Origin of the sequence: Microbacterium sp. AK031 (assembly GCF_024807145.1) — a bacterium.
Classification (GTDB): Bacteria; Actinomycetota; Actinomycetes; order Actinomycetales; family Microbacteriaceae; genus Microbacterium.
In genome coordinates, this window is sequence record NZ_JANUCA010000009.1 from 99,060 (window position 1) to 117,386 (window position 18,327).

The following is an 18,327-nucleotide window of genomic DNA, read 5'->3' on the forward strand; positions in this document are numbered from 1 at the left end:
TGCGCGTACGCGGGATCAGACCGCGCGCAGCACCGCGACGACCTTGCCGAGCACCACGGCGTCGTCTCCGAGGATGGGTTCGAAGGAGGAGTTGCGGGGGAGCAGCCAGGTGTGGCCATCGCGCTGGCGGAACGTCTTCACCGTCGCCTCGCCGTCGAGCATTGCCGCGACGATCTCGCCGTTCTCCGCAGTGTTCTGCGTGCGCACGACGACCCAGTCGCCGTCGCAGATGGCGGCATCGATCATCGACTCGCCGGAGACCTTGAGCATGAACAGATCGCCCTTGCCGACGAGCTGGCGGGGGAGCGGGAAGATCTCCTCGACCTGCTGCTCGGCCGTGATCGGGATGCCGGCGGCGATCTGGCCGACCAGCGGCACCATCGCGGCATCGCCGACCGGCGTCGCGGAGTCGGCGGGATTCTCGCTGCTCGTACCCGGCAGGTCGATGAGCACCTCCATGGCGCGCGTCTTCCCGGGGTCGCGACGCAGATAGCCGCTCAGCTCCAGCTGGCCCAGCTGGTGAGTGACGCTGGAGAGCGACTTCAGCCCGACGGCATCGCCGATCTCGCGCATGCTCGGCGGATAGCCGTGCCGTGCGATCGAGGTCTGGATGACCTCGAGGATCGCCAGCTGCTTCGGGCTGAGGTTCTTGCGCCGACGGGTGCGCGGGGCCTCAGGGCTGGGGACGGAGATGTCGCTCATGGGTGCTCCTTTGTGCGCGCTCACGGTGCTGGCCTTCGTGTACACGAGTGCCCGTCTTCGAATGTCGGTGGCCCGTGGTGTGGTGTTCCTATCGGAACCGTATCCGAGAATCGCACCGAAACGGAAGATCTGTTCGAGCGTGTCGGTGAATTCGACGGGCGGGTTTCGAATAAGTATTGACAGATGTTCGAATTCGAAGATACATTCGGTACGTAGCTTCGCATTCCCCGCTCCCGGCCGAGCAGCGAATGCGAACGCTACGCCAAGTGGGCGTAAGCCCGGAGGCAGCCAGACGGCAGAGGAGAAATCACATGAGCACCATCGGCATCAGCGCCCCCGCAGTCCTTCCCGTTCGCACGGCACCGACCGCAGCGACCCGGCTTCGACTGACCACGCGCGGACGTCGGCTGCTGGTCACTCTGGCGGCACTCCCACTGGCTGCGGGCATCGGTTTCGCTGCTCTCAGCGGCGGCTCGGCTCTCGCTTCCGGCGAAACGGTGGCGACCGCCGATTTCGACACGGTGACAGTGATGCCCGGTGACACGCTCTGGGCGATCGCCGAAGACGTCGCGCCTACCGAAGATCCTCGAACAGTGATCAACGAGATCGAGAAGCTCAACGCCCTGAGCAGCGGGTCGCTGCAGGTAGGCCAGCAGCTCGCGATCCCTGGACAGTACACGCACTGAACTCACCGTTAACATGGGGAGGGTGACTGTTTCACTCAGCGACTTACCGCTCCGCGACGATCTTCGCGGCCTCATGCCCTACGGCGCACCTCAGGCCCCACTGGCTGTTGCGCTGAACGTCAACGAGAACACCCATCCGGTTCCCGATGAAGTCGCGAGCGACATCCTCGACGACATCGCCGTCGCACTGCGCGATGTGAACCGTTATCCCGATCGGGAGTTCACGGCGCTGCGCGAGGGATTCGCCGACTACCTCGGACACGGCCTCGATGCTTCGCAGATCTGGGCGGGCAACGGGTCGAACGAGGTGCTGCAGCACATCCTTCAGGCTTTCGCCGGGCCAGGGCGGACGGTGTTCGGATTCGCTCCCACGTACTCGATGTATCCCTTGCTCGCACAGGGTACCGGTGCCCGCTGGGCTGCCGGTGAGCGTCAGCCCGACTACACGATCACCGTCGAGGATGCGGTGGCGCAGGTGACAGCGCTCGATCCAGACGTCATCCTGCTCTGTACTCCGAACAATCCCACCGGCACCCCGCTCTCTCTCGACGTGATCGAGGCGATCTACGAAGCGTCCAGCGGGGTCGTGGTGGTGGATGAGGCCTATCAGGAGTTCGCGCCTCGTGACTCGGCATCCGCTCTCACCCTCCTCGAGGGACGCCCGCGCCTGGCCGTCTCGCGCACCATGAGCAAGGCGTTCGCGTTCGCCGGCGCGCGGGTCGGGTATCTCGCCGCCGATCCGGCGTTCATCGATGCGCTGCGGCTCGTGCGTCTGCCATACCACCTGAGCGCGCTCACTCAGGCAGCCGCCGTCGCCGCCCTGCGCAACGCGTCCACGATGCTCGCGATGGTCGACGAGATCGTCGAACAGCGTGATCGGATCACCGCGACTCTGGAGGCGCTCGACTACGAGCCGCATGAGTCCTGGTCGAACTTCGTGCTGTTCGGGGGAGTGGCAGACCCGCAGGCGACTTTCCAGGCGCTGTGCGACCGCGGTGTGCTGGTGCGCGACGTCGGCATCGCGAACCACCTGCGAGTCACCGCAGGCACAGAAGCAGAGACCACGGCATTCCTCGATGCGCTGGCCTCGATAGGATCGGCGTCATGAGCGCTTCTCGCACCGCACAGCACCCTCGGACTGCACAGGGCACCCGCAGCACCTCCGAGTCGACGGTCGAACTCGATCTGAACCTCGATGGCACAGGACAGAGCCACATCGACACGTCGGTGCCGTTCTTCGACCACATGCTCACGGCGTTCGCGAAGCACTCGCTCACCGATCTGACGGTGCGCGCCTCCGGCGACACGAACATCGACGCCCACCACACCGTGGAAGACATCTCGATCGTGCTCGGACAGGCGATCCGCGAGGCGCTGGGCGACAAGTCCGGCATCTCTCGCTACGGCGACGCGCTCGTTCCGCTCGACGAGGCGCTCGCCCAGGCTGTCGTCGACATCAGCGGGCGTCCGTATCTTGTGCACTCGGGAGAGCCGGCCGGGTTCGAGCACCACCTCATCGGCGGCCACTTCACTGGTTCGCTGGTACGGCACGTCTTCGAGGCGATCACATTCGGCGCGGGGCTGACCGTGCACGTACGCGTGCTGGCCGGGCGCGACCCGCACCACATCGCGGAAGCGGAGTTCAAGGCGTTCGCGCGCGCGTTCCGCCAGGCAAAGGCCCTCGACCCGCACGTCGTCGGCATCCCGTCCACCAAGGGAGCACTGTGACACGCAGGCCCACCGTCGCGGTCTACGACTACGGATCAGGCAACGTGCACTCCGCGGTCAAAGCTCTCATCGCGGCCGGGGCGGACGCGACCCTCACGGGGGACAGGACTGCGGCTCTCGAAGCCGACGGGCTGTTCGTCCCCGGCGTCGGCGCCTTCGCCGCGGTGCGCGAGGCTCTCCATGCCAAGGGCGGCGACGAGATCATCGAGCGTCGGCTCGCCGGCGGCCGTCCCGTTCTCGGGGTGTGCGTCGGCATGCAGGTGCTGTTCTCGCACGGTGTCGAGCGCGGACAGGACGTCGAAGGACTCGGCGAGTGGCCGGGAACCGTGACCAGGCTCGACGCGCCTGTGCTGCCGCACATGGGCTGGAACACCGTCACGCCCGATGAGGGCAGCGTGCTGTTCCGCGGCATCGAGAACGAGCGGTTCTACTTCGTGCACTCGTACGCCGCCCAGAGCTGGGAACTCGACGTGATACCGCCGTTCCCGCAGCCGGCGCTCACGTGGACGACCTACGGCAAGCCGTTCCTCGCCGCCGTGGAGAACGGCCCGCTCTCGGCGACGCAGTTCCACCCGGAGAAGTCGGGGGATGCCGGGATCCAGCTGCTGCGCAACTGGGTGCAGAGCCTCTGACCCGTGGCGCTGCCCGGCTACGTCATGACATCGTTTTGAACCCTGCGCCGACCCGGACTACTCTCGGTTGTCGTGCCCGCTCGCGGCCCATCGATCTCCACCCGAGGATGACATGAACGACTTCGCGTCAACGCCCAAGCTCACCCTTCTGCCTGCTGTCGACGTCGCCGGAGGAAAGGCCGTCCGGCTGACCCAGGGCGAGGCGGGTAGCGAGACCAGCTACGGCGACCCGCTGGACGCCGCCGCCGAGTGGGTCGATCAGGGTGCCGAGTGGATCCATCTCGTCGACCTCGACGCCGCCTTCGGACGCGGATCCAACGCGCCCATGCTCCGCAAGGTCATCAAGCAGTTCCGCAGCGTGAATGTGGAGCTCTCCGGCGGCATCCGTGACGACGCCAGCCTCGATGCGGCACTCGAGACCGGCGCTTCGCGCATCAACCTCGGCACCGCCGCTCTGGAGAACCCGGAGTGGGCCGCCGACGTGATCGGTCGCTACGGCGAGGCCGTGGCCGTCGGTCTCGACGTGCGCGGCACGACCCTCGCCGCTCGCGGCTGGACCAAGGAGGGCGGTGACCTCTGGGAGGTTCTCGCACGTCTCGAGGATGCCGGATGCAGTCGCTACGTCGTCACCGACGTCACGAAGGACGGCACGCTGCGCGGTCCGAACCTCGACCTGTTGCGCGAAGTCACTGCGCGCACTCCGAAGCCGGTCGTCGCGTCCGGTGGAATCGCGAGCCTCGATGACATCGCCGCACTGCGCGAGCTCGTGCACCTCGGGGTTGAGGGCGCGATCGTCGGCAAGGCTCTCTACGCCGGTGCATTCACGCTGGCAGAGGCTCTGGATGTCGCAGGGGACTGACGACGCCTGCGATCACGGCGCCGGTCGAGCCGCTGAAGGCGGCGACTCCGCAGGCGTCCCCTGGGAGGGCCGCAGTTTCGAGTCGAACCCTCACTCGGGGGATGACGGCTCAGCCGACCCCGCACTGCTCGCCGCGCTACAGCGCTTCCGTGCCGGAGCGGGCAGCCAGGTCGAGGTCATCGACGCCTTCCGATCTGCCCGGATTCTGATTCCTCTTGTCGCCGAGAAGGGCGAGGAGGGCGTCGCACCCAGCGGCCTCGCCGTCGACAAGACGCAGGAGCTGTCGATCGTGACGGTCGCGGCTCCCGATGGACGCACGGTGCAGCCGGTGTTCTCATCTGTCACGGCGATGCAGAAATGGGATGCCACGGCTCGGCCGATCCCGGTGGAAGCCGTTCGTGCGGCGCTGGCCGCGTCCTCAGAGCAGACCGATCTCATCGTGCTGGATCCGACTTCGGAGACCGAGTTCGTGATCCGTCGCCCCGCCGTCTGGGCGGTGGCGCAGGGACAGAGATGGGAGCCGAGCTTCCTTTCGCCGGAGGTGTTCACAGCCCTTCAGGAGAGCGTCGCGCGCGAGCTCGCCGTGATCGACGTCGCCGTCGAGGCGGGCGATCCGGACGCGCGGCTGAGCGGCCCCGAGCTGGTCGTCATCCTCGAGCTGGTCGACGGTCTCGAGCGTGACGTCCTCGACGCCGTGCTCGCACGCCTGGCGCAGCGCTGGGCCGCCGATGACCGCGTCGCCGTGCTGGCGGACTCCCTGACGGTGAAGCTCCGCCGCTCGACCTGAACTTCTGCCATATACTCGCCGCATGCGCAGGATGCTCGCGGTCGGGATGCTGGCGATCGTGCTGCTCGGTGCGACAACGGGGTGTGCGCCGACGGAGTGCCCGGCGATCGGCTGGAACAACACAGTCGAGGTCGATGCGTCGGCGTTCGGGCCGGATGTATTCGTGCAGTTGTGCGTGGACGCCGGATGCTCGGCCGGTCCGGGGGAGGATCACACGCCTTCGTCGGTCATGGGAGCTCCGATGCAGAACGAGGACGGCGTGTTCAGCCTGAGCATGACCACGCCTGACGAGGCGACGATTCGCGTCTACGCCGCCGCCGGCGCGCTCCTCCAGGAGTCCGTCCACGACATCGCATGGACGCACTCCACCGAGGTCTGCGGCGGCCCCAGCAGTGCCGAACCGATCACCCCGACCCCCTGAGGGTCAGTTGACCGGCCCGGTCCACTTCTCGCCAGGCCCCTTGCCGATCGGGTCGGGGATGGCGGATGCTTCGCGGAAGGCGAGCTGGAGAGAGCGCAGCCCGTCGCGCAGGGAGCGGGCGTGCATGTCGCTGATCTCGGGGGCGCCTGCGGTGATGAGCCCGGCGAGGGCGTTGATCAGTTTGCGCGACTCGTCGAGGTCGAGCTCGGCATCAGGATTGTCGGCGAGGCCCGTCTTGACTGCGGCTGCGCTCATGAGATGCACGGCGGCGGTGGTGATCACCTCGACTGCGGGCACGTCCGCGATGTCGCGGGTGGCTGCGGATGCCGCATCTTCCTGTTGCTGCCAGCGCTCGTGGCGCTCGTCGTGGCCGTCATCCTGAACCGGAATCGTCACTATGCCTTGCCTTCTGTTAGACTTTGTCGGGCTTCGGGGCGTAATGCTCCGGAACGAAAGAGGATTCACTTCCCACCCGCGCTTGCCGTTCAAGGCTACCGGGTCTTGCACTCCACCGGCTCACGCCGGTAGATCAGACACTGTCCGATGTTCAGGGTGCGAAGCCGGCGTCTGAATGCCGGTGGGTGGGGGACGATTCCGATTTCGCCCGTGATGCAGACTGCGTCACGGTGGCTGAATCCATCGTCTAGAAGGAGTTCCGCATCAGCGATCCCCGCACCAATGAGCGCATCCGCGTCCCCGAGGTCCGCCTCGTCGGCCCCGCGGGTGAGCAGATCGGCGTCGTCCGCATCGAGGCGGCGTTGCGCCTTGCGCAGGAAGCCGACCTAGACCTCGTCGAGGTCGCCCCTAACTCGAAGCCGCCCGTGGTCAAGATCATGGACTACGGCAAGTTCAAGTATGAGGCCGCGCAGAAGGCGAAGGAAGCTCGTCGCAACCAGGCGAACACGATCCTCAAAGAGGTGCGCTTCCGTCTGAAGATCGAAGCACACGACTACACGACGAAGCTCAAGCGCGCCGAGGGCTTCCTCAAGGCCGGCGACAAGGTCAAGGCCATGATCCTGTTCCGCGGTCGTGAGCAGTCGCGCCCCGAGCAGGGTGTTCGTCTGCTGCGCAAATTCGCCGAGGATGTCGCCGAGCTCGGCACCGTCGAGTCGAACCCGACGATCGATGGACGCAACATGGTGATGGTCGTGGCACCGCTGAAGAACAAGTCGGACGCGAAGGCCGAGCAGAACGCTCAGCGTGACGCGCAGCGCGCGGCCAACAAGCAGGCGTCGCACGCGACGCGTGACACAGCGGATCCGACCAAGGAAGCCGCAGCGGAGTAACACCCGCCTCCCACACTCCCGCAACGCGGGTTGAACCGTCGCCTGATAAGGCGCCATACGAAGGAAGAGAAGATGCCGAAGCAGAAGACCCACTCGGGTGCTAAGAAGCGCTTCAAGATCACCGGCAGCGGCAAGCTGAAGAAGCAGCAGGCCGGGATGCGCCACAACCTCGAGCACAAGTCGAGCCGTCGCACCCGCCGTCTGAACCAGGACCAGGTGCTCTCGAAGGCTGACACCAAGGTCGCGAAGAAGCTTCTCGGTCGCTAAGCGCCCGAACGCAGGAATAGGAACTCAGGAAAATGGCAAGAGTAAAGCGGGCGGTAAACGCCCACAAGAAGCGTCGCGTCATCCTCGAGCGCGCCTCCGGTTACCGGGGCCAGCGTTCGCGCCTCTACCGCAAGGCCAAGGAGCAGGTCACCCACTCCCTGGTCTACGCGTACCGTGACCGTCGCAAGCGCAAGGGCGACTTCCGCCGCCTCTGGATCCAGCGCATCAACGCCGCTGCCCGCCAGAACGGCATCACGTACAACCGTTTCATCCAGGGTCTCGGCCTTGCCGGCGTCCAGGTGGACCGTCGCATGCTCGCCGAACTCGCGGTGAACGAGCCCGCGACGTTCGTCTCGCTCGTCGAGACGGCCAAGAAGGCACTGCCTTCTGACGTCAACGCTCCGAAGTCGGCTGCGTAAGCATCTTCAGAAGACGGGCGCTTCCCTCAGGGGAAGCGCCCGTCTTCGTATGCCACCGCTGAGAAGGTCAGCCTCGTGGCTGCGCTCGCTGTCGTCGTGTGCCTCGTGAGAGCGCCGCATCGACGATCAGAGCGAGCAGAACGGATGCCGGGTACACGAGCAGATCGCGTTGCGCGAAGCTCGAGCCGAGCACCAGCGCAGACGGCGGGAACGCGAGGGCCCAGGTGCGCGGCAGATCTGTGAGCTGCAGGAACTCGATGACCGTGCAGAAGATGATCGCGAGTGCGGCGGGCAGCGTCCGGGAACTCCGCGCCAGCAGCATAGCGAACAACAGATAGACGAGCACCGCGTACAGGGCGTCGCCCGCGATATCGCCGATCTCTCCCGACCCGAATCGATGCACGAGCAGACCGGCGACGAGCACTGCGACCGCCACAGCGACGAGCGCGATCCTGCGCCGAGCAGGGGAGCGTCTGGTTCGAGCGGTCACAGAGGCACACTACGAAGCGAACCTGCACGCAGGCTCGACGCCCGGATGTGTGCGTGGGCGGGGCTGGTGTCCCTAGACTGGGATCGTGCTGGAGAATCCCCGGTCCCCGCGTGTCCGAGCCGTCGCGAAGCTGACGAAGCGCAGCGCGCGAACGGAGACGGGGCTCTTCCTCCTGGAAGGTCCGCAGGCCGTTCGCGAGGCGCTCGCGTACCGCCCGGAAGGGATCGTCGAGCTGTTCGCGACGCCGACCGGTTGGGAGAAGCATCCTGATCTGCGGTCAGCGAGCACGGCACATGGCATCAAGGTGGAGTACGTCACCGAGTACGTGCTGAACGCCATGGCAGACACGGTCACTCCGCAGGGTGTGATCGCCGTCGTGCGCCAGGCGCCGACGTCGGCTCGCGATATCTTCGCAGCATCACCCCGTCTGATCGCGATCTGCGAGGAAGTGCGTGACCCGGGCAATCTCGGCACCATCATCCGTGCTGCGGATGCCGCGGGCGCCGATGCCGTGATCCTCACCGGTCGCACGGTCGATCCCCACAATCCCAAGGTCGTGCGCGCCACGACGGGATCCCTATTCCACCTGCCGGTGTCCGTCGGCGGAGACCTCGAAGACGTGGTCGAACGGGCCCATGCCGCGGGTGTGACAGTGCTCGCCGCCGATGTGAAGGGCGACGACCTCCTGCAGGCGCGAGCGGATGGCGTGCTCGCACAGCCGACGGCCTGGCTCTTCGGCAACGAGGCCAGAGGACTCGAGGAGTCGGCTCTCACGCTGGCCGACCACGTGCTCAAGCTTCCGATCTTCGGTCGCGCCGAGTCGTTGAATCTCGCCACGGCTGCGAGCGTGTGCTTGTACGAAAGCGCCTTCACACAGCGGGCTGCCGACGGCCGCTGACGGTCGTCTCCTGACGGGTTCTCCTGTTTCCGGTCGGTTACAACTCGATAACCCGCCGGTATTGTTGCTGGTTCCCACGCCGGTGTACTCCTAGTGTGGGGACATGACCGAGACTGGTGCACCCCTCGTCGTGGTGGAGAACGTTCAGAAGCACTACGGCGACTTCCAGGCGTTGACCGATATCGACCTCACTGTGAACAAGGGCGAGGTCGTCGTCGTGATCGGGCCGTCCGGATCCGGCAAGTCGACGCTGTGCCGCACGATCAACCGTCTGGAGACGATCACGAGCGGCGAGATATCGATCGACGGAAACCCGCTTCCCGCCGAGGGCAAGGGGCTGGCTAAGCTCCGTGCCGACGTCGGCATGGTCTTCCAATCCTTCAACCTGTTCGCCCATCTGACGATCCTCGAGAACGTCACGCTGGGGCCGATCAAGGTGCGCGGTCTCAAGAAGGCGGATGCCGATAAGGAGGGCATGGCTCTTCTCGAACGCGTCGGCGTCGCCGAGCAGGCCTCGAAGCTTCCCGCCCAGCTCTCCGGAGGCCAGCAGCAGCGTGTCGCGATCGCGCGTGCACTCGCGATGAATCCGAAGGTCATGCTCTTCGATGAGCCGACCAGCGCGCTGGACCCCGAGATGATCAACGAAGTGCTCGACGTCATGGTCGGCCTGGCGAAAGACGGGATGACGATGATCGTCGTCACGCATGAGATGGGTTTCGCACGCAAGGCGGCGAACCGTGTCGTCTTCATGGCCGACGGGAAGATCGTCGAAGAGGCGACACCCGAGGAGTTCTTCACGAACCCGAAGAGCGATCGCGCCAAGGACTTCCTCTCGAAGCTCCTCACACACTGACCTTTTCTGTACACACAGCACACAAGGAGACGAAAATGCGACGCACACGGACACTGGCAGGGGTCGGGATCGCGGCGGTTGCGCTGCTCGCCCTGACCGCTTGCAACAGCGGCAGCCCCACGACTCCCGGTGGCGACACCGGCGGTGGAGAAGAAGGCGACAAGCCGCTGTACGAGGTCGCTGAGAGCGTAACGCTCGATGGCAGCCCGGCGTACGACGCGATGGTGGAGCGCGGCGGTCCCATCATCGGCGTCAAGGAAGACCAGCCCAACCTCGGCTACCTCGACGTCACGACCGGCGAACGCAGCGGTTTCGACATCGAGATCGCACGCTGGATCGCGGCATCGCTCGGTTTTGAGGAGAGCGACATCACGTACGAGCCGATCGCATCTGCCAACCGTGAGCAGGCGCTCGTGAACGGCGACATCGACTACTACGTCGGCACCTACTCGATCACCGACTCCCGCAAGGAGCAGATCGAGTTCGCCGGGCCGTACTTCGTCACAGGCCAGGGCTTCCTGGTCTCCGCTGACAGTGAGATGACCGAAGTGAACGACGTCTCCGACTTCAACGGTATGACGGTCTGCTCGGCAACGGGCTCCACACCGATCTCGAACATCAAGGAGAACTACCCCGAGATCAACACGGAGGAGTACGACATCTACTCCCAGTGCGTCGATGACCTGCTCAACGGCAAGGTCGACGCGGTCACCACTGATGCGGCGATCCTCATCGGCTACGCGGCCCAGGACGCCGACAACCTGAAGGTGCTCGACGGCCTGTTCACGGAAGAGCGCTACGGCGTGGGCATCCCGAAGGGCGACACCGCGCTGGTGGAGCACATCAACACGCTGTTCACAGAGGGTGGCGACACCTGGCAGGCGATCTTCGACTCGACGCTCGGTCAGTCGGGCATCGAGGTCGAACAGCCTGCCGTCGACCCCGTCGGATAATCCGTAGCGGTGGGGAACGGGCGCGAGTCCGTTCCCCACCGCCACTTCAGAGAAGGAGCGTCCGTGGAGGTCATCTTCGGCAACCTCGACCTATGGGGAGAGGGCATCAGCTTCACGTTGCTGGTGTTCTTCTTCGGCGGCATCATCGCGCTCGTGCTCGGCATCGTCATCGGCGCCATGCGAGTGTCGCCTGTACCGATCGCGCGTGCTGTGGGCACGACGTACGTCACCCTTGTGCGGAACACTCCTCTCACACTCGTCTTCTTCTTCTTCGTCTTCGGCTACAGCGCGCTCGCGCTGCCGACGTTGTCGAACACGGTGCTCGGCATTCTCGCGATCGGCGTGTACACCGCGACGTACGTCGCTGAGACTCTGCGCGCCGGCATCAACACCGTTCCGGTCGGTCAGGCCGAGGCAGCCCGCGCTATCGGGTTGCCGTTCGGCCAGGTGATGACGCAGGTCGTACTGCCTCAGGCCTTCCGATCGGTTGTGCCGCCGATGATGAGCGTCTTCATCGCACTGCTGAAGAACACGACGATCGCGGCTGGATTCTCGGTCGCCGTCCTGCCCCAACTGCAATCCACGATCTCCAACTCTCACACGCGCCCTGGTACGCCTATGGAGGTCCTGCTCTGGGTCGCCGCCATCTTCGTCGCCTTGGTCATGCTGCTGACCTGGCTGCAGCGAACTCTCGAGAACCGGTGGAGGATCGCACGATGACGTCTGTCCTCTTCGACGTCCCGGGCCCCCGCGCCCGTCGTCGCAACATGACCCTCGCGATCGTCACGGTCGTTTTGGTTGTCGCCGTGATCGCGTTCCTCGTCTGGCGCCTTTCGCTGACAAACCAGTTCAGCCCGGCGAAGTGGAACGTGTTCACATACTCCCTGGTGTGGACAACGATCGGCGAGATGCTGCTGAACACCCTGCGCGCCTTCGCTCTGGCAGCCGTGCTGAGCCTCGCGCTCGCGTTCGTGCTCGCCATCGGACGCCTATCCGACCATGCATGGGTGCGTGTCCCCGTCACTGTGATCACGGAGTTGTTCCGAGCTGTGCCGGTGCTCGTGATGATGATGATCCTCTATTACGGTCTCCCGACGCTCGGCGTGAAAGTGGATCCGTTCTGGGCCGTGGTGATCGCGCTGATGGTGTACAACGGCTCCGTGCTCGCTGAGGCGCTGCGTGCCGGTATCGAGTCCCTGCCACGCGGTCAGGGAGAGGCCGGTTACGCGATCGGTCTGCGAAAGAGCGGCGTGATGGCGCTTATCCTGCTGCCGCAGGCCGTCCGTGCCATGCTTCCAGTCATCATCGCGCAGCTCGTGGTGACGATGAAGGACACCGCGCTCGGGTTCATCATCACCTATCAGGAGCTGCTGTACTACGCCAAGCTCCTCAGTTCGCAGCAAGGGCGTCCCGCACTGCAGGCGGCGCTGGTCATCGGTGGCATCTACATCGTGATGTGTCTGATCCTCTCCGGCATCGCGAAGTGGGCGGAGATCAAGACGCGCCGTTCGCCGAAGCTGAAGGCGCTCGCCGCCGACAACGCCGCGGTGATGCACGAGGGCACCGACACCGAACTCATCGCAGCACAGAAGGGCCCGAGAGACTTCGATCAGGGTGGATCTGGGCCGGGCGGCACTCGCTGACGTTCAGCGCGCGCACTACGCGCCGGTAGACTCATGTCTCGTGTCTGATGCCCCCGAAATCACGCCCGAGGCGGTGGAATCCGCCGTCGCCGCAGCGCTCGAGGCGATCGGTGCCGCCGCCGATACCGCTGAGCTGAAGGCCGCTCGCGCCTCGCACGTCGCCGAAGGGTCGCCGTTGGCTCGCCTGAACGCGTCCATGCGTCAGGTCGCGCCCGAGCACAAGGCCGCATTCGGAAAGCTCGTCGGGCAGGGGCGTGGCCAGGTCACCAAGGCGCTCGCCGCCCGTGAGGTCGAGCTCGCCGAGGCCGAGACCGCAGCGCGACTGGAATCGGAGCGGGTGGACATCACCGCCGTATCGTCGCGTACGCGCGTCGGCGCACGGCATCCGCTCACTCAGCTCCAGGACGACGTCTCCGACATCTTCGTCGGGATGGGGTGGGAGATCGCCGAGGGACCGGAGCTCGAGCACGAGTGGTTCAACTTCGACGCGCTGAACTTCGACGTCGATCACCCCGCGCGTCAGATGCAGGACACGTTCTTCGTCGACCCGGTAGATCGTCACCTCGTCATGCGCACGCACACGAGCCCCGTGCAGGTGCGGTCGATGCTCGACCGCGAGGTGCCGATCTACGTGCTGTGCCCCGGCCGGGTCTACCGCACCGACGAGTTCGACGCGACGCATCTGCCGGTGTTCACGCAGTTCGAGGGCCTCGTCGTCGACAAGGGCATCACGATGGCGCACCTCAAGGGCACGCTGGATCACTTCGCGAAGCTGCTCTTCGGCCCAGAAGCCAAGACGCGCTTCCGCACCAATTACTTCCCGTTCACCGAGCCCTCCGCCGAGCTCGACTTGTGGCACCCGACCTTCAAGGGCGGAGCACGCTGGATCGAGTGGGGCGGCTGCGGCATGGTCAACCCCAACGTGCTGCGTGCGGCGGGCATCGATCCCGACGTGTACAGCGGCTTCGCCTTCGGAATGGGAATCGAGCGCGGGCTGATGTTCCGCAGCGACGTGCAGGACATGCGCGACATGGCCGAAGGCGATGTGCGCTTCAGCGAGCAGTTCGGGATGGTGGTGTGATGCGCGTCCCGCTTTCGTGGTTGCGTGAGTACGTCGATGTGGCGCCGGATGCCACGGCGGAAGACATTCTCGAGTCGTTGGTGACCGTCGGATTCGAAGAGGAGGAGATCCACCGTTTCGAGATCTCCGGACCCGTCGTCGTCGGTCAGGTGCTGTCCTTCGACGCCGAGCCGCAGTCCAACGGCAAGACGATCCGCTGGTGCCAGGTCGATGTCGGCGAGGCGGAGCCGCGCGGCATCGTCTGCGGTGCGAGCAATTTCGCCGTCGGAGACAAGGTCGTGGTGACCCTGCCCGGCGCCGTGCTGCCCGGCCCGTTCCCGATCGCTGCACGCAAGACCTACGGCCATGTCTCGGACGGCATGATCGCGTCGGCGCGTGAGCTGGGCCTGGGCGATGAGCACGACGGCATCCTGGTTCTGTCCTCGCTGGGGATCGACGCACCGGTCGGCACGGATGCGATCGAGCTGCTGGGCCTTGACGACGTCGCTGTCGAGATCAATGTCACGCCTGACCGCGGCTACGCGTTCTCGATCCGCGGTGTCGCACGGGAGTATGCGCACGCGACCGGTGCGGACTTCCGCGACCCGGCGGAACATGAATGGTCCGAGGTCGAGCCCGGCACCGGGTTTGCGATCGCGGTGGACGCTGAGCCGCTTCGCGAGAACCCCGCGGTGCAGGAGTTCGTCGTGCGCGTCGTGCGCGATGTCGATCCTGCCCGCCCGACGCCGCCATGGATGGTCGCGCGGCTCTCGCTCGCCGGCATCCGCTCGCTCGGCGTGCTGATCGACATCACCAACTACGTGATGCTCGAGCTCGGCAATCCGATCCACGGATACGACCTCGACAAGCTCTCCGGCGGCATCACGGTTCGTCGCGCGCAGCATGGCGAGACGATGAAGACGCTCGACGGACAGGAGCGCACGCTCCACGTCGAAGACCTGCTCATCACCGACGACTCGGGCCCGATCGGTCTTGCCGGCGTCATGGGCGGCGGCACGACGGAGATGGGCGCTCAGACGCGCAACGTGCTCATCGAAGCCGCGATCTTCGATCCGATCTCGATCGCGCGCAGCGCGCGGCGGCACAAGCTGCCCAGCGAGGCGTCCAAGCGCTTCGAACGCGGTGTCGATCCGCTCGTGCCGTTCGTCGCGGCTCGTCGGGTGGCCGACCTGATGGTGGAGCTCGCAGGTGGAAGCATCGATGAGGTGGGCGGAGCGCTGTTCAGCGACGTCTCCATCGACGGTATCGAGCTGCCCGCCGAGTTCGTCCCCGATCTCATCGGCGTCGATTACACCGACGAGGAGATCGTCGACGCGCTCGAGATGATCGGCGCGGAGGTCACCGAGACCTCTGACGGCTGGCAGATCATCCCGCCGAGCTGGCGTCCCGATCTCACGGACAAGTGGACGCTGGCAGAGGAGGTCGCTCGCATCCACGGGCTCGACCGCATCCCCGCTGTGCTGCCGACGCCTCCGTCCGGGCGCGGACTCACCGCGCTTCAGCAGGGTCGTCGTCGCGTCTCGAACGCGCTGGCTGCCGCGGGCCTCGTGGAGACGCCGGCATTCCCTTTCACCACTGAAGCGCAGAACGACCTGCACGGCTCGGCGTCGGGGGAGCACCTTCCGAGCATCAAGCTCGCGAACCCGCTCGATGGACAGGCGCCCTTCCTGCGCCGCTCACTGATCCCCGGTCTGCTGCAGATCGCGCACCGCAACATCGCACGCGGACTCACCGACCTCGCGATCTTCGAGACCGGAGTCGTCTTCCTGCCGGAGCCGGGAGCCGCGTACGGCACCGCTGACGTGCCGCCGCTGGGTGAGCGACCCTCTGACGAGAAGCTGGCGGAGCTGAACGCCTCCATCCCGCCGCAGCCCCGCCACGTCGCCGCGCTCTTCACCGGCAACGTGACCGAGCGTCAGCCCGGGCGGCACGCCGAGGCCTTCGGGCTGTCGGAAGCCCTGGATGCCGTGCGCGTGATCGCCGTGGCATCCGGAGTCGAGATCGACGTCGTGCAGGGCCGTCGTGCGGCGTTGCACCCCGGGCGCACCGGTGTGCTGAGCGTCGACGGCACCGAGGTGGGCTACGTCGGTGAGCTGCACCCGAGCGTGGCGGCCGACGCTGCTCTTCCCGGGCGCGCTGTGGTGCTGGAGCTCGATCTCGACGGCATCCTGTCGCAGGCCGGATCCCGTGTCGTTGCCGCGTCGCTTTCCACCTACCCGGCTGCGACGCAGGATGTGTCACTGGTCGTTCCCTCTGCTGTGACTGCGGGCGAACTGCGTACCGCGCTCGTCGAGGGTGCGGGCGAGCTGCTGGAGTCCCTGCGGCTGGTCGACGACTACCGCGGCGAGGGCGTACCCGATGGTTCGAAGAGTCTGACCTTCGCGCTGCGTTTCAGAGCAGAGGACCGCACCCTGACCGCAGCCGAGGCGACGCAGGCGAAGCTCGCCGGTGTCGCCGTTGCAACCGAGCGATTCGGGGCGACGCTGCGCGAGTAGCGCGAATTTCGTTCGGAACGCCGGCGTCTTCCTTCGGGGAGGTGCCGGCGTTCTGCTTTCATCTCGTGCTATCGAGTATAACTACGAGAAAAGAGTGCAAGCGCAGTAATGTACTAGAACAGAAACGCTAGTCTGGATTCATGGAGCTGTGGTTCGATGATGTGGATGATCGAACTCCTCGCAGGCGCACCCGTTCCACCGCGTGAGGCCGAGCTCGTTGGTCACGACCCGATCGACCCGCTCACCGCGAAGCAGTTGTTCCTCGACGCGACCGCGTTCCGACGGGTGATCATCGACCACAAGACCCCATGGGCACAAGGCGGCACCACCGACATCGACGAACTCAGACCTCTCTGCCCCCGCGACCACGTGCATCGACATCTCACCCGCGCCATCTACCGCAGCCGACCCGACAACACAGTCCAGGTCACCACACCCACCGGGCACCGCCCCACCATTCTGAGTAAGCACGCGGATCCGTCCTGCGCGAACGCAAGGTCCACTCGTGTGTCCTTTCCGAACCCCTGGCGGAGCTCGGCGAGAATGAGCGTATGACCTTGGAATCTGCATGCGCCTGGCTGCGCGCACAGCCTTCATTGACACGTTGATCCTGAAGAACGTGAGTGGCGACGGATGGGCTTTCGCCGGCCATCGGGCCTCGCGGAAGGCCGAGCAGCTTTCCTCGCAGCCTGCCGCTGCATTGAATTTCTGGTGGCAGCCGATCGTCAGAGCGGTGCGCGTACGAGGTGCGGTGCAGGAAGCATCACGGGCAAAGAGCGACGCAGATCTGGCCGCACGCTCGGCCGCGGCCCATGAGGGCATCGACCCGGCGGACTGGGTGCTCTGGCGCCTCGTCCCGTCCAGAATCGAATTCTGGACGGCGCGGTCGACCGCCGGCACACGCGAATCGTGTACGTTCGCGAAGGTGAGACCTGGTCGCGCACGGTGACCGGCGGTGAGACGGACGGAGACAGGACTTCATGAGCGACTACCAGGTGACGCAGATCGGTGCGCCGGACGAATGGCGCGACCACTTCGGCGGTTTCGTTGAAGCCCGCTCCCGCGATGGCCGCAGGGTCGTGGACCACGAGTTGACGATGCAGTACATCGGCATGACCGCGAACGCGCTCAAACCGGGCGAAGAAGCCGGATACTGGCACTCCCACTCCCACGTGGAAGAGCTCTACGTGTTCCTTGCCGGACGCGGACAGATGGGACTCGACGAGGACGTCGTGGACGCGGTGCCGGGCACCGTGATCAGGGTCGGCCAGGATGTGTGGCGCACCTGGCGTGCACACCCCGACAGTCCTGGCGAGCTGCGATGGCTCTGCATCCGATCCGGAGGCGATCAGTTGCCGCGCATCCCGGACGACGCCACGCGCGACCCTGAGCGACCGATGCCGTGGTGAGTACGGCGGCTGTCATTTCGCGTCCTACCGCGCTGACGGCGCCCGCGGGTGCCCGCGACCCCGGCATCGCACCGTTCCTGAGTCCAGGCGCGCAGATCGACTGGCACTACCGCAAGCCGCGCTGGCAAGAGGGCGACGCATCCAACATCGCGCCGATGCGAGTCGTGCGCGACGACGAACAGGGACTGGTCGCGTGGCTGGCACCTGGCACTCTCCTGGAAGGGATGGGTGCCCCCGACGGGCAGCGCATCCGCACTGTTCCGCTCGATCAGCGTTGGCTCGTCGAGCGAACCCGGATCGTGGAGGAATGGTGGGGCAACGGCGTGCTGCGCATCGCACCTGCCGGCACACCCTGGTCTGTCTGGTTGTTCTGGAGCGACACCTCCGAAGTGGACTGGAAATTCGCCGGCTGGTACGTCAACCTCGAGAACGCGCACCAGCGCAGCGGCAACGCCACCCACTCATCCGATCACGTGCTCGACGTCGAGATCGATGCCGCCGGCGCGATCCGCCTGAAGGACGAGGACGAGCTGGAAGCGGCGATCGAACAGGGCCGCATCGCCGCACACGAGGCGGAGCAGATCACCCGCCACGCGGATGCCGCGATCGCCGCCTTCGAAGAAGGGCACTGGGCGTTCGCGCGGGAGTGGGTAGATTGGCGCCCGAATCCAGCCTGGACGATCCCGCAACTCGCCGAGCTGCCGCACTGACGCTCCTG

General features: G+C 65.9%; 24 protein-coding genes. 21 read left to right on the plus strand and 3 right to left on the minus strand.

Features of this window, described 5'->3' with window-relative positions:
• Positions 1-15: 15 nt before the first annotated feature.
• Entirely contained in the window at positions 16-702 is a 687-nt protein-coding gene (lexA, locus tag HDC95_RS15560; protein ID WP_259064544.1) for a transcriptional repressor LexA, read from the minus strand.
• Positions 703-1,013: 311 nt separating this feature from the next.
• Here lexA and HDC95_RS15565 point away from each other — a divergent pair, with 311 nt between their 5' ends.
• The 7 genes from HDC95_RS15565 to HDC95_RS15595 all read left to right on the plus strand — a co-directional run bounded on the left by HDC95_RS15565 (position 1,014) and on the right by HDC95_RS15595 (position 5,815).
• Positions 1,014-1,388: a LysM peptidoglycan-binding domain-containing protein gene (locus tag HDC95_RS15565; RefSeq protein ID WP_259064545.1), complete on the plus strand. Its 375-nt coding sequence runs from the start codon at positions 1,014-1,016 to the stop codon at positions 1,386-1,388.
• A gap of 13 nt (positions 1,389-1,401) precedes the next feature.
• Positions 1,402-2,496, plus strand: coding sequence for a histidinol-phosphate transaminase (locus HDC95_RS15570; protein WP_259064547.1), 1,095 nt, complete (start codon positions 1,402-1,404; stop codon positions 2,494-2,496).
• Positions 2,493-3,116 (plus strand): imidazoleglycerol-phosphate dehydratase HisB, encoded by a 624-nt coding sequence (gene hisB / locus HDC95_RS15575; protein WP_259064548.1) that lies wholly within the window; start codon positions 2,493-2,495, stop codon positions 3,114-3,116. Before HDC95_RS15570 ends, hisB begins: the two co-directional genes overlap by 4 nt.
• Complete coding sequence (hisH, locus tag HDC95_RS15580) at positions 3,113-3,748, plus strand: imidazole glycerol phosphate synthase subunit HisH (RefSeq protein WP_259064549.1); 636 nt, start codon at positions 3,113-3,115, stop codon at positions 3,746-3,748. The genes hisB and hisH overlap by 4 nt, the downstream gene beginning before the upstream one ends.
• Before the next feature lie 112 nt (positions 3,749-3,860).
• Positions 3,861-4,607: a bifunctional 1-(5-phosphoribosyl)-5-((5-phosphoribosylamino)methylideneamino)imidazole-4-carboxamide isomerase/phosphoribosylanthranilate isomerase PriA gene (gene priA, locus HDC95_RS15585; RefSeq protein WP_259064550.1), complete on the plus strand. Its 747-nt coding sequence runs from the start codon at positions 3,861-3,863 to the stop codon at positions 4,605-4,607.
• Positions 4,591-5,394, plus strand: a complete 804-nt coding sequence (locus HDC95_RS15590) for an SseB family protein (protein WP_259064551.1) — start codon at positions 4,591-4,593, stop codon at positions 5,392-5,394. Before priA ends, HDC95_RS15590 begins: the two co-directional genes overlap by 17 nt.
• Before the next feature lie 22 nt (positions 5,395-5,416).
• Positions 5,417-5,815, plus strand: coding sequence for a hypothetical protein (locus HDC95_RS15595; protein WP_259064552.1), 399 nt, complete (start codon positions 5,417-5,419; stop codon positions 5,813-5,815).
• A 3-nt stretch (positions 5,816-5,818) separates the two neighbouring features.
• Here the strand turns inward: HDC95_RS15595 and HDC95_RS15600 are convergent, their stop codons facing one another.
• Positions 5,819-6,214, minus strand: coding sequence for a DUF1844 domain-containing protein (locus tag HDC95_RS15600; RefSeq protein ID WP_259064597.1), 396 nt, complete (start codon positions 6,212-6,214; stop codon positions 5,819-5,821).
• A gap of 260 nt (positions 6,215-6,474) precedes the next feature.
• Here HDC95_RS15600 and infC point away from each other — a divergent pair, with 260 nt between their 5' ends.
• The 3 genes from infC (at position 6,475) to rplT (ending at position 7,787) form a co-directional block, all read left to right on the plus strand.
• A complete protein-coding gene (infC, locus tag HDC95_RS15605; RefSeq protein ID WP_259064598.1) occupies positions 6,475-7,101 on the plus strand; it encodes a translation initiation factor IF-3 in 627 nt (208 codons plus the stop codon).
• Positions 7,102-7,173: 72 nt separating this feature from the next.
• Positions 7,174-7,368, plus strand: coding sequence for a 50S ribosomal protein L35 (rpmI, locus tag HDC95_RS15610; protein ID WP_017828564.1), 195 nt, complete (start codon positions 7,174-7,176; stop codon positions 7,366-7,368).
• A gap of 32 nt (positions 7,369-7,400) precedes the next feature.
• Positions 7,401-7,787, plus strand: a complete 387-nt coding sequence (rplT, locus tag HDC95_RS15615) for a 50S ribosomal protein L20 (RefSeq protein ID WP_033106886.1) — start codon at positions 7,401-7,403, stop codon at positions 7,785-7,787.
• 67 nt (positions 7,788-7,854) lie between these two features.
• Here the strand turns inward: rplT and HDC95_RS15620 are convergent, their stop codons facing one another.
• The gene (locus tag HDC95_RS15620) at positions 7,855-8,277 is read right to left on the minus strand and encodes a DUF2809 domain-containing protein (RefSeq protein ID WP_259064554.1); all 423 of its coding nucleotides are present in this window, start codon (positions 8,275-8,277) and stop codon (positions 7,855-7,857) included.
• An 85-nt stretch (positions 8,278-8,362) separates the two neighbouring features.
• Here HDC95_RS15620 and HDC95_RS15625 point away from each other — a divergent pair, with 85 nt between their 5' ends.
• The 11 genes from HDC95_RS15625 to HDC95_RS15675 all read left to right on the plus strand — a co-directional run bounded on the left by HDC95_RS15625 (position 8,363) and on the right by HDC95_RS15675 (position 18,319).
• Complete coding sequence (locus HDC95_RS15625; protein ID WP_259064555.1) at positions 8,363-9,175, plus strand: RNA methyltransferase; 813 nt, start codon at positions 8,363-8,365, stop codon at positions 9,173-9,175.
• A 103-nt stretch (positions 9,176-9,278) separates the two neighbouring features.
• The gene (locus HDC95_RS15630; RefSeq protein WP_259064556.1) at positions 9,279-10,028 is read left to right on the plus strand and encodes an amino acid ABC transporter ATP-binding protein; all 750 of its coding nucleotides are present in this window, start codon (positions 9,279-9,281) and stop codon (positions 10,026-10,028) included.
• A 35-nt stretch (positions 10,029-10,063) separates the two neighbouring features.
• Positions 10,064-10,981: a glutamate ABC transporter substrate-binding protein gene (locus tag HDC95_RS15635; RefSeq protein WP_259064557.1), complete on the plus strand. Its 918-nt coding sequence runs from the start codon at positions 10,064-10,066 to the stop codon at positions 10,979-10,981.
• Between the two features lie 63 nt (positions 10,982-11,044).
• Positions 11,045-11,701, plus strand: coding sequence for an amino acid ABC transporter permease (locus HDC95_RS15640; protein ID WP_259064558.1), 657 nt, complete (start codon positions 11,045-11,047; stop codon positions 11,699-11,701).
• Entirely contained in the window at positions 11,698-12,624 is a 927-nt protein-coding gene (locus HDC95_RS15645) for an amino acid ABC transporter permease (protein ID WP_259064559.1), read from the plus strand. The genes HDC95_RS15640 and HDC95_RS15645 overlap by 4 nt, the downstream gene beginning before the upstream one ends.
• Positions 12,625-12,664: 40 nt before the next feature.
• Positions 12,665-13,705, plus strand: a complete 1,041-nt coding sequence (gene pheS, locus HDC95_RS15650; protein ID WP_259064560.1) for a phenylalanine--tRNA ligase subunit alpha — start codon at positions 12,665-12,667, stop codon at positions 13,703-13,705.
• On the plus strand, positions 13,705-16,200 hold the full coding sequence (gene pheT / locus HDC95_RS15655) for a phenylalanine--tRNA ligase subunit beta (protein ID WP_259064561.1): 2,496 nt from the start codon (positions 13,705-13,707) through the stop codon (positions 16,198-16,200). The genes pheS and pheT overlap by 1 nt, the downstream gene beginning before the upstream one ends.
• Positions 16,201-16,365: 165 nt before the next feature.
• Positions 16,366-16,755, plus strand: coding sequence for an HNH endonuclease signature motif containing protein (locus HDC95_RS15660; RefSeq protein WP_259064562.1), 390 nt, complete (start codon positions 16,366-16,368; stop codon positions 16,753-16,755).
• Positions 16,756-16,768: 13 nt separating this feature from the next.
• Entirely contained in the window at positions 16,769-17,149 is a 381-nt protein-coding gene (locus HDC95_RS15665; RefSeq protein WP_259064563.1) for a pyridoxamine 5'-phosphate oxidase family protein, read from the plus strand.
• 31 nt (positions 17,150-17,180) lie between these two features.
• Positions 17,181-17,609: a cupin domain-containing protein gene (locus HDC95_RS15670; protein WP_259064564.1), complete on the plus strand. Its 429-nt coding sequence runs from the start codon at positions 17,181-17,183 to the stop codon at positions 17,607-17,609.
• Positions 17,606-18,319: a DUF402 domain-containing protein gene (locus tag HDC95_RS15675; protein WP_259064567.1), complete on the plus strand. Its 714-nt coding sequence runs from the start codon at positions 17,606-17,608 to the stop codon at positions 18,317-18,319. Before HDC95_RS15670 ends, HDC95_RS15675 begins: the two co-directional genes overlap by 4 nt.
• Positions 18,320-18,327: the final 8 nt, after the last annotated feature.

Excerpts from the sequence above, each read along its gene's own strand:
- lexA (WP_259064544.1), bottom strand. The coding sequence starts at position 702 with ATGAGCGACATCTCCGTCCCCAGCCCTGAGGCCCCGCGCACCCGTCGG.
- HDC95_RS15565 (WP_259064545.1), top strand. The coding sequence starts at position 1,014 with ATGAGCACCATCGGCATCAGCGCCCCCGCAGTCCTTCCCGTTCGCACG.
- HDC95_RS15570 (WP_259064547.1), top strand. The coding sequence starts at position 1,402 with ATGGGGAGGGTGACTGTTTCACTCAGCGACTTACCGCTCCGCGACGAT.
- hisB (WP_259064548.1), top strand. The coding sequence starts at position 2,493 with ATGAGCGCTTCTCGCACCGCACAGCACCCTCGGACTGCACAGGGCACC.
- priA (WP_259064550.1), top strand. The coding sequence starts at position 3,861 with ATGAACGACTTCGCGTCAACGCCCAAGCTCACCCTTCTGCCTGCTGTC.
- HDC95_RS15590 (WP_259064551.1), top strand. The coding sequence starts at position 4,591 with ATGTCGCAGGGGACTGACGACGCCTGCGATCACGGCGCCGGTCGAGCC.
- HDC95_RS15595 (WP_259064552.1), top strand. The coding sequence starts at position 5,417 with ATGCGCAGGATGCTCGCGGTCGGGATGCTGGCGATCGTGCTGCTCGGT.
- rpmI (WP_017828564.1), top strand. The coding sequence starts at position 7,174 with ATGCCGAAGCAGAAGACCCACTCGGGTGCTAAGAAGCGCTTCAAGATC.
- rplT (WP_033106886.1), top strand. The coding sequence starts at position 7,401 with ATGGCAAGAGTAAAGCGGGCGGTAAACGCCCACAAGAAGCGTCGCGTC.
- HDC95_RS15630 (WP_259064556.1), top strand. The coding sequence starts at position 9,279 with ATGACCGAGACTGGTGCACCCCTCGTCGTGGTGGAGAACGTTCAGAAG.
- HDC95_RS15635 (WP_259064557.1), top strand. The coding sequence starts at position 10,064 with ATGCGACGCACACGGACACTGGCAGGGGTCGGGATCGCGGCGGTTGCG.
- HDC95_RS15645 (WP_259064559.1), top strand. The coding sequence starts at position 11,698 with ATGACGTCTGTCCTCTTCGACGTCCCGGGCCCCCGCGCCCGTCGTCGC.
- pheT (WP_259064561.1), top strand. The coding sequence starts at position 13,705 with ATGCGCGTCCCGCTTTCGTGGTTGCGTGAGTACGTCGATGTGGCGCCG.
- HDC95_RS15660 (WP_259064562.1), top strand. The coding sequence starts at position 16,366 with ATGATCGAACTCCTCGCAGGCGCACCCGTTCCACCGCGTGAGGCCGAG.
- HDC95_RS15665 (WP_259064563.1), top strand. The coding sequence starts at position 16,769 with ATGCGCCTGGCTGCGCGCACAGCCTTCATTGACACGTTGATCCTGAAG.
- HDC95_RS15670 (WP_259064564.1), top strand. The coding sequence starts at position 17,181 with ATGAGCGACTACCAGGTGACGCAGATCGGTGCGCCGGACGAATGGCGC.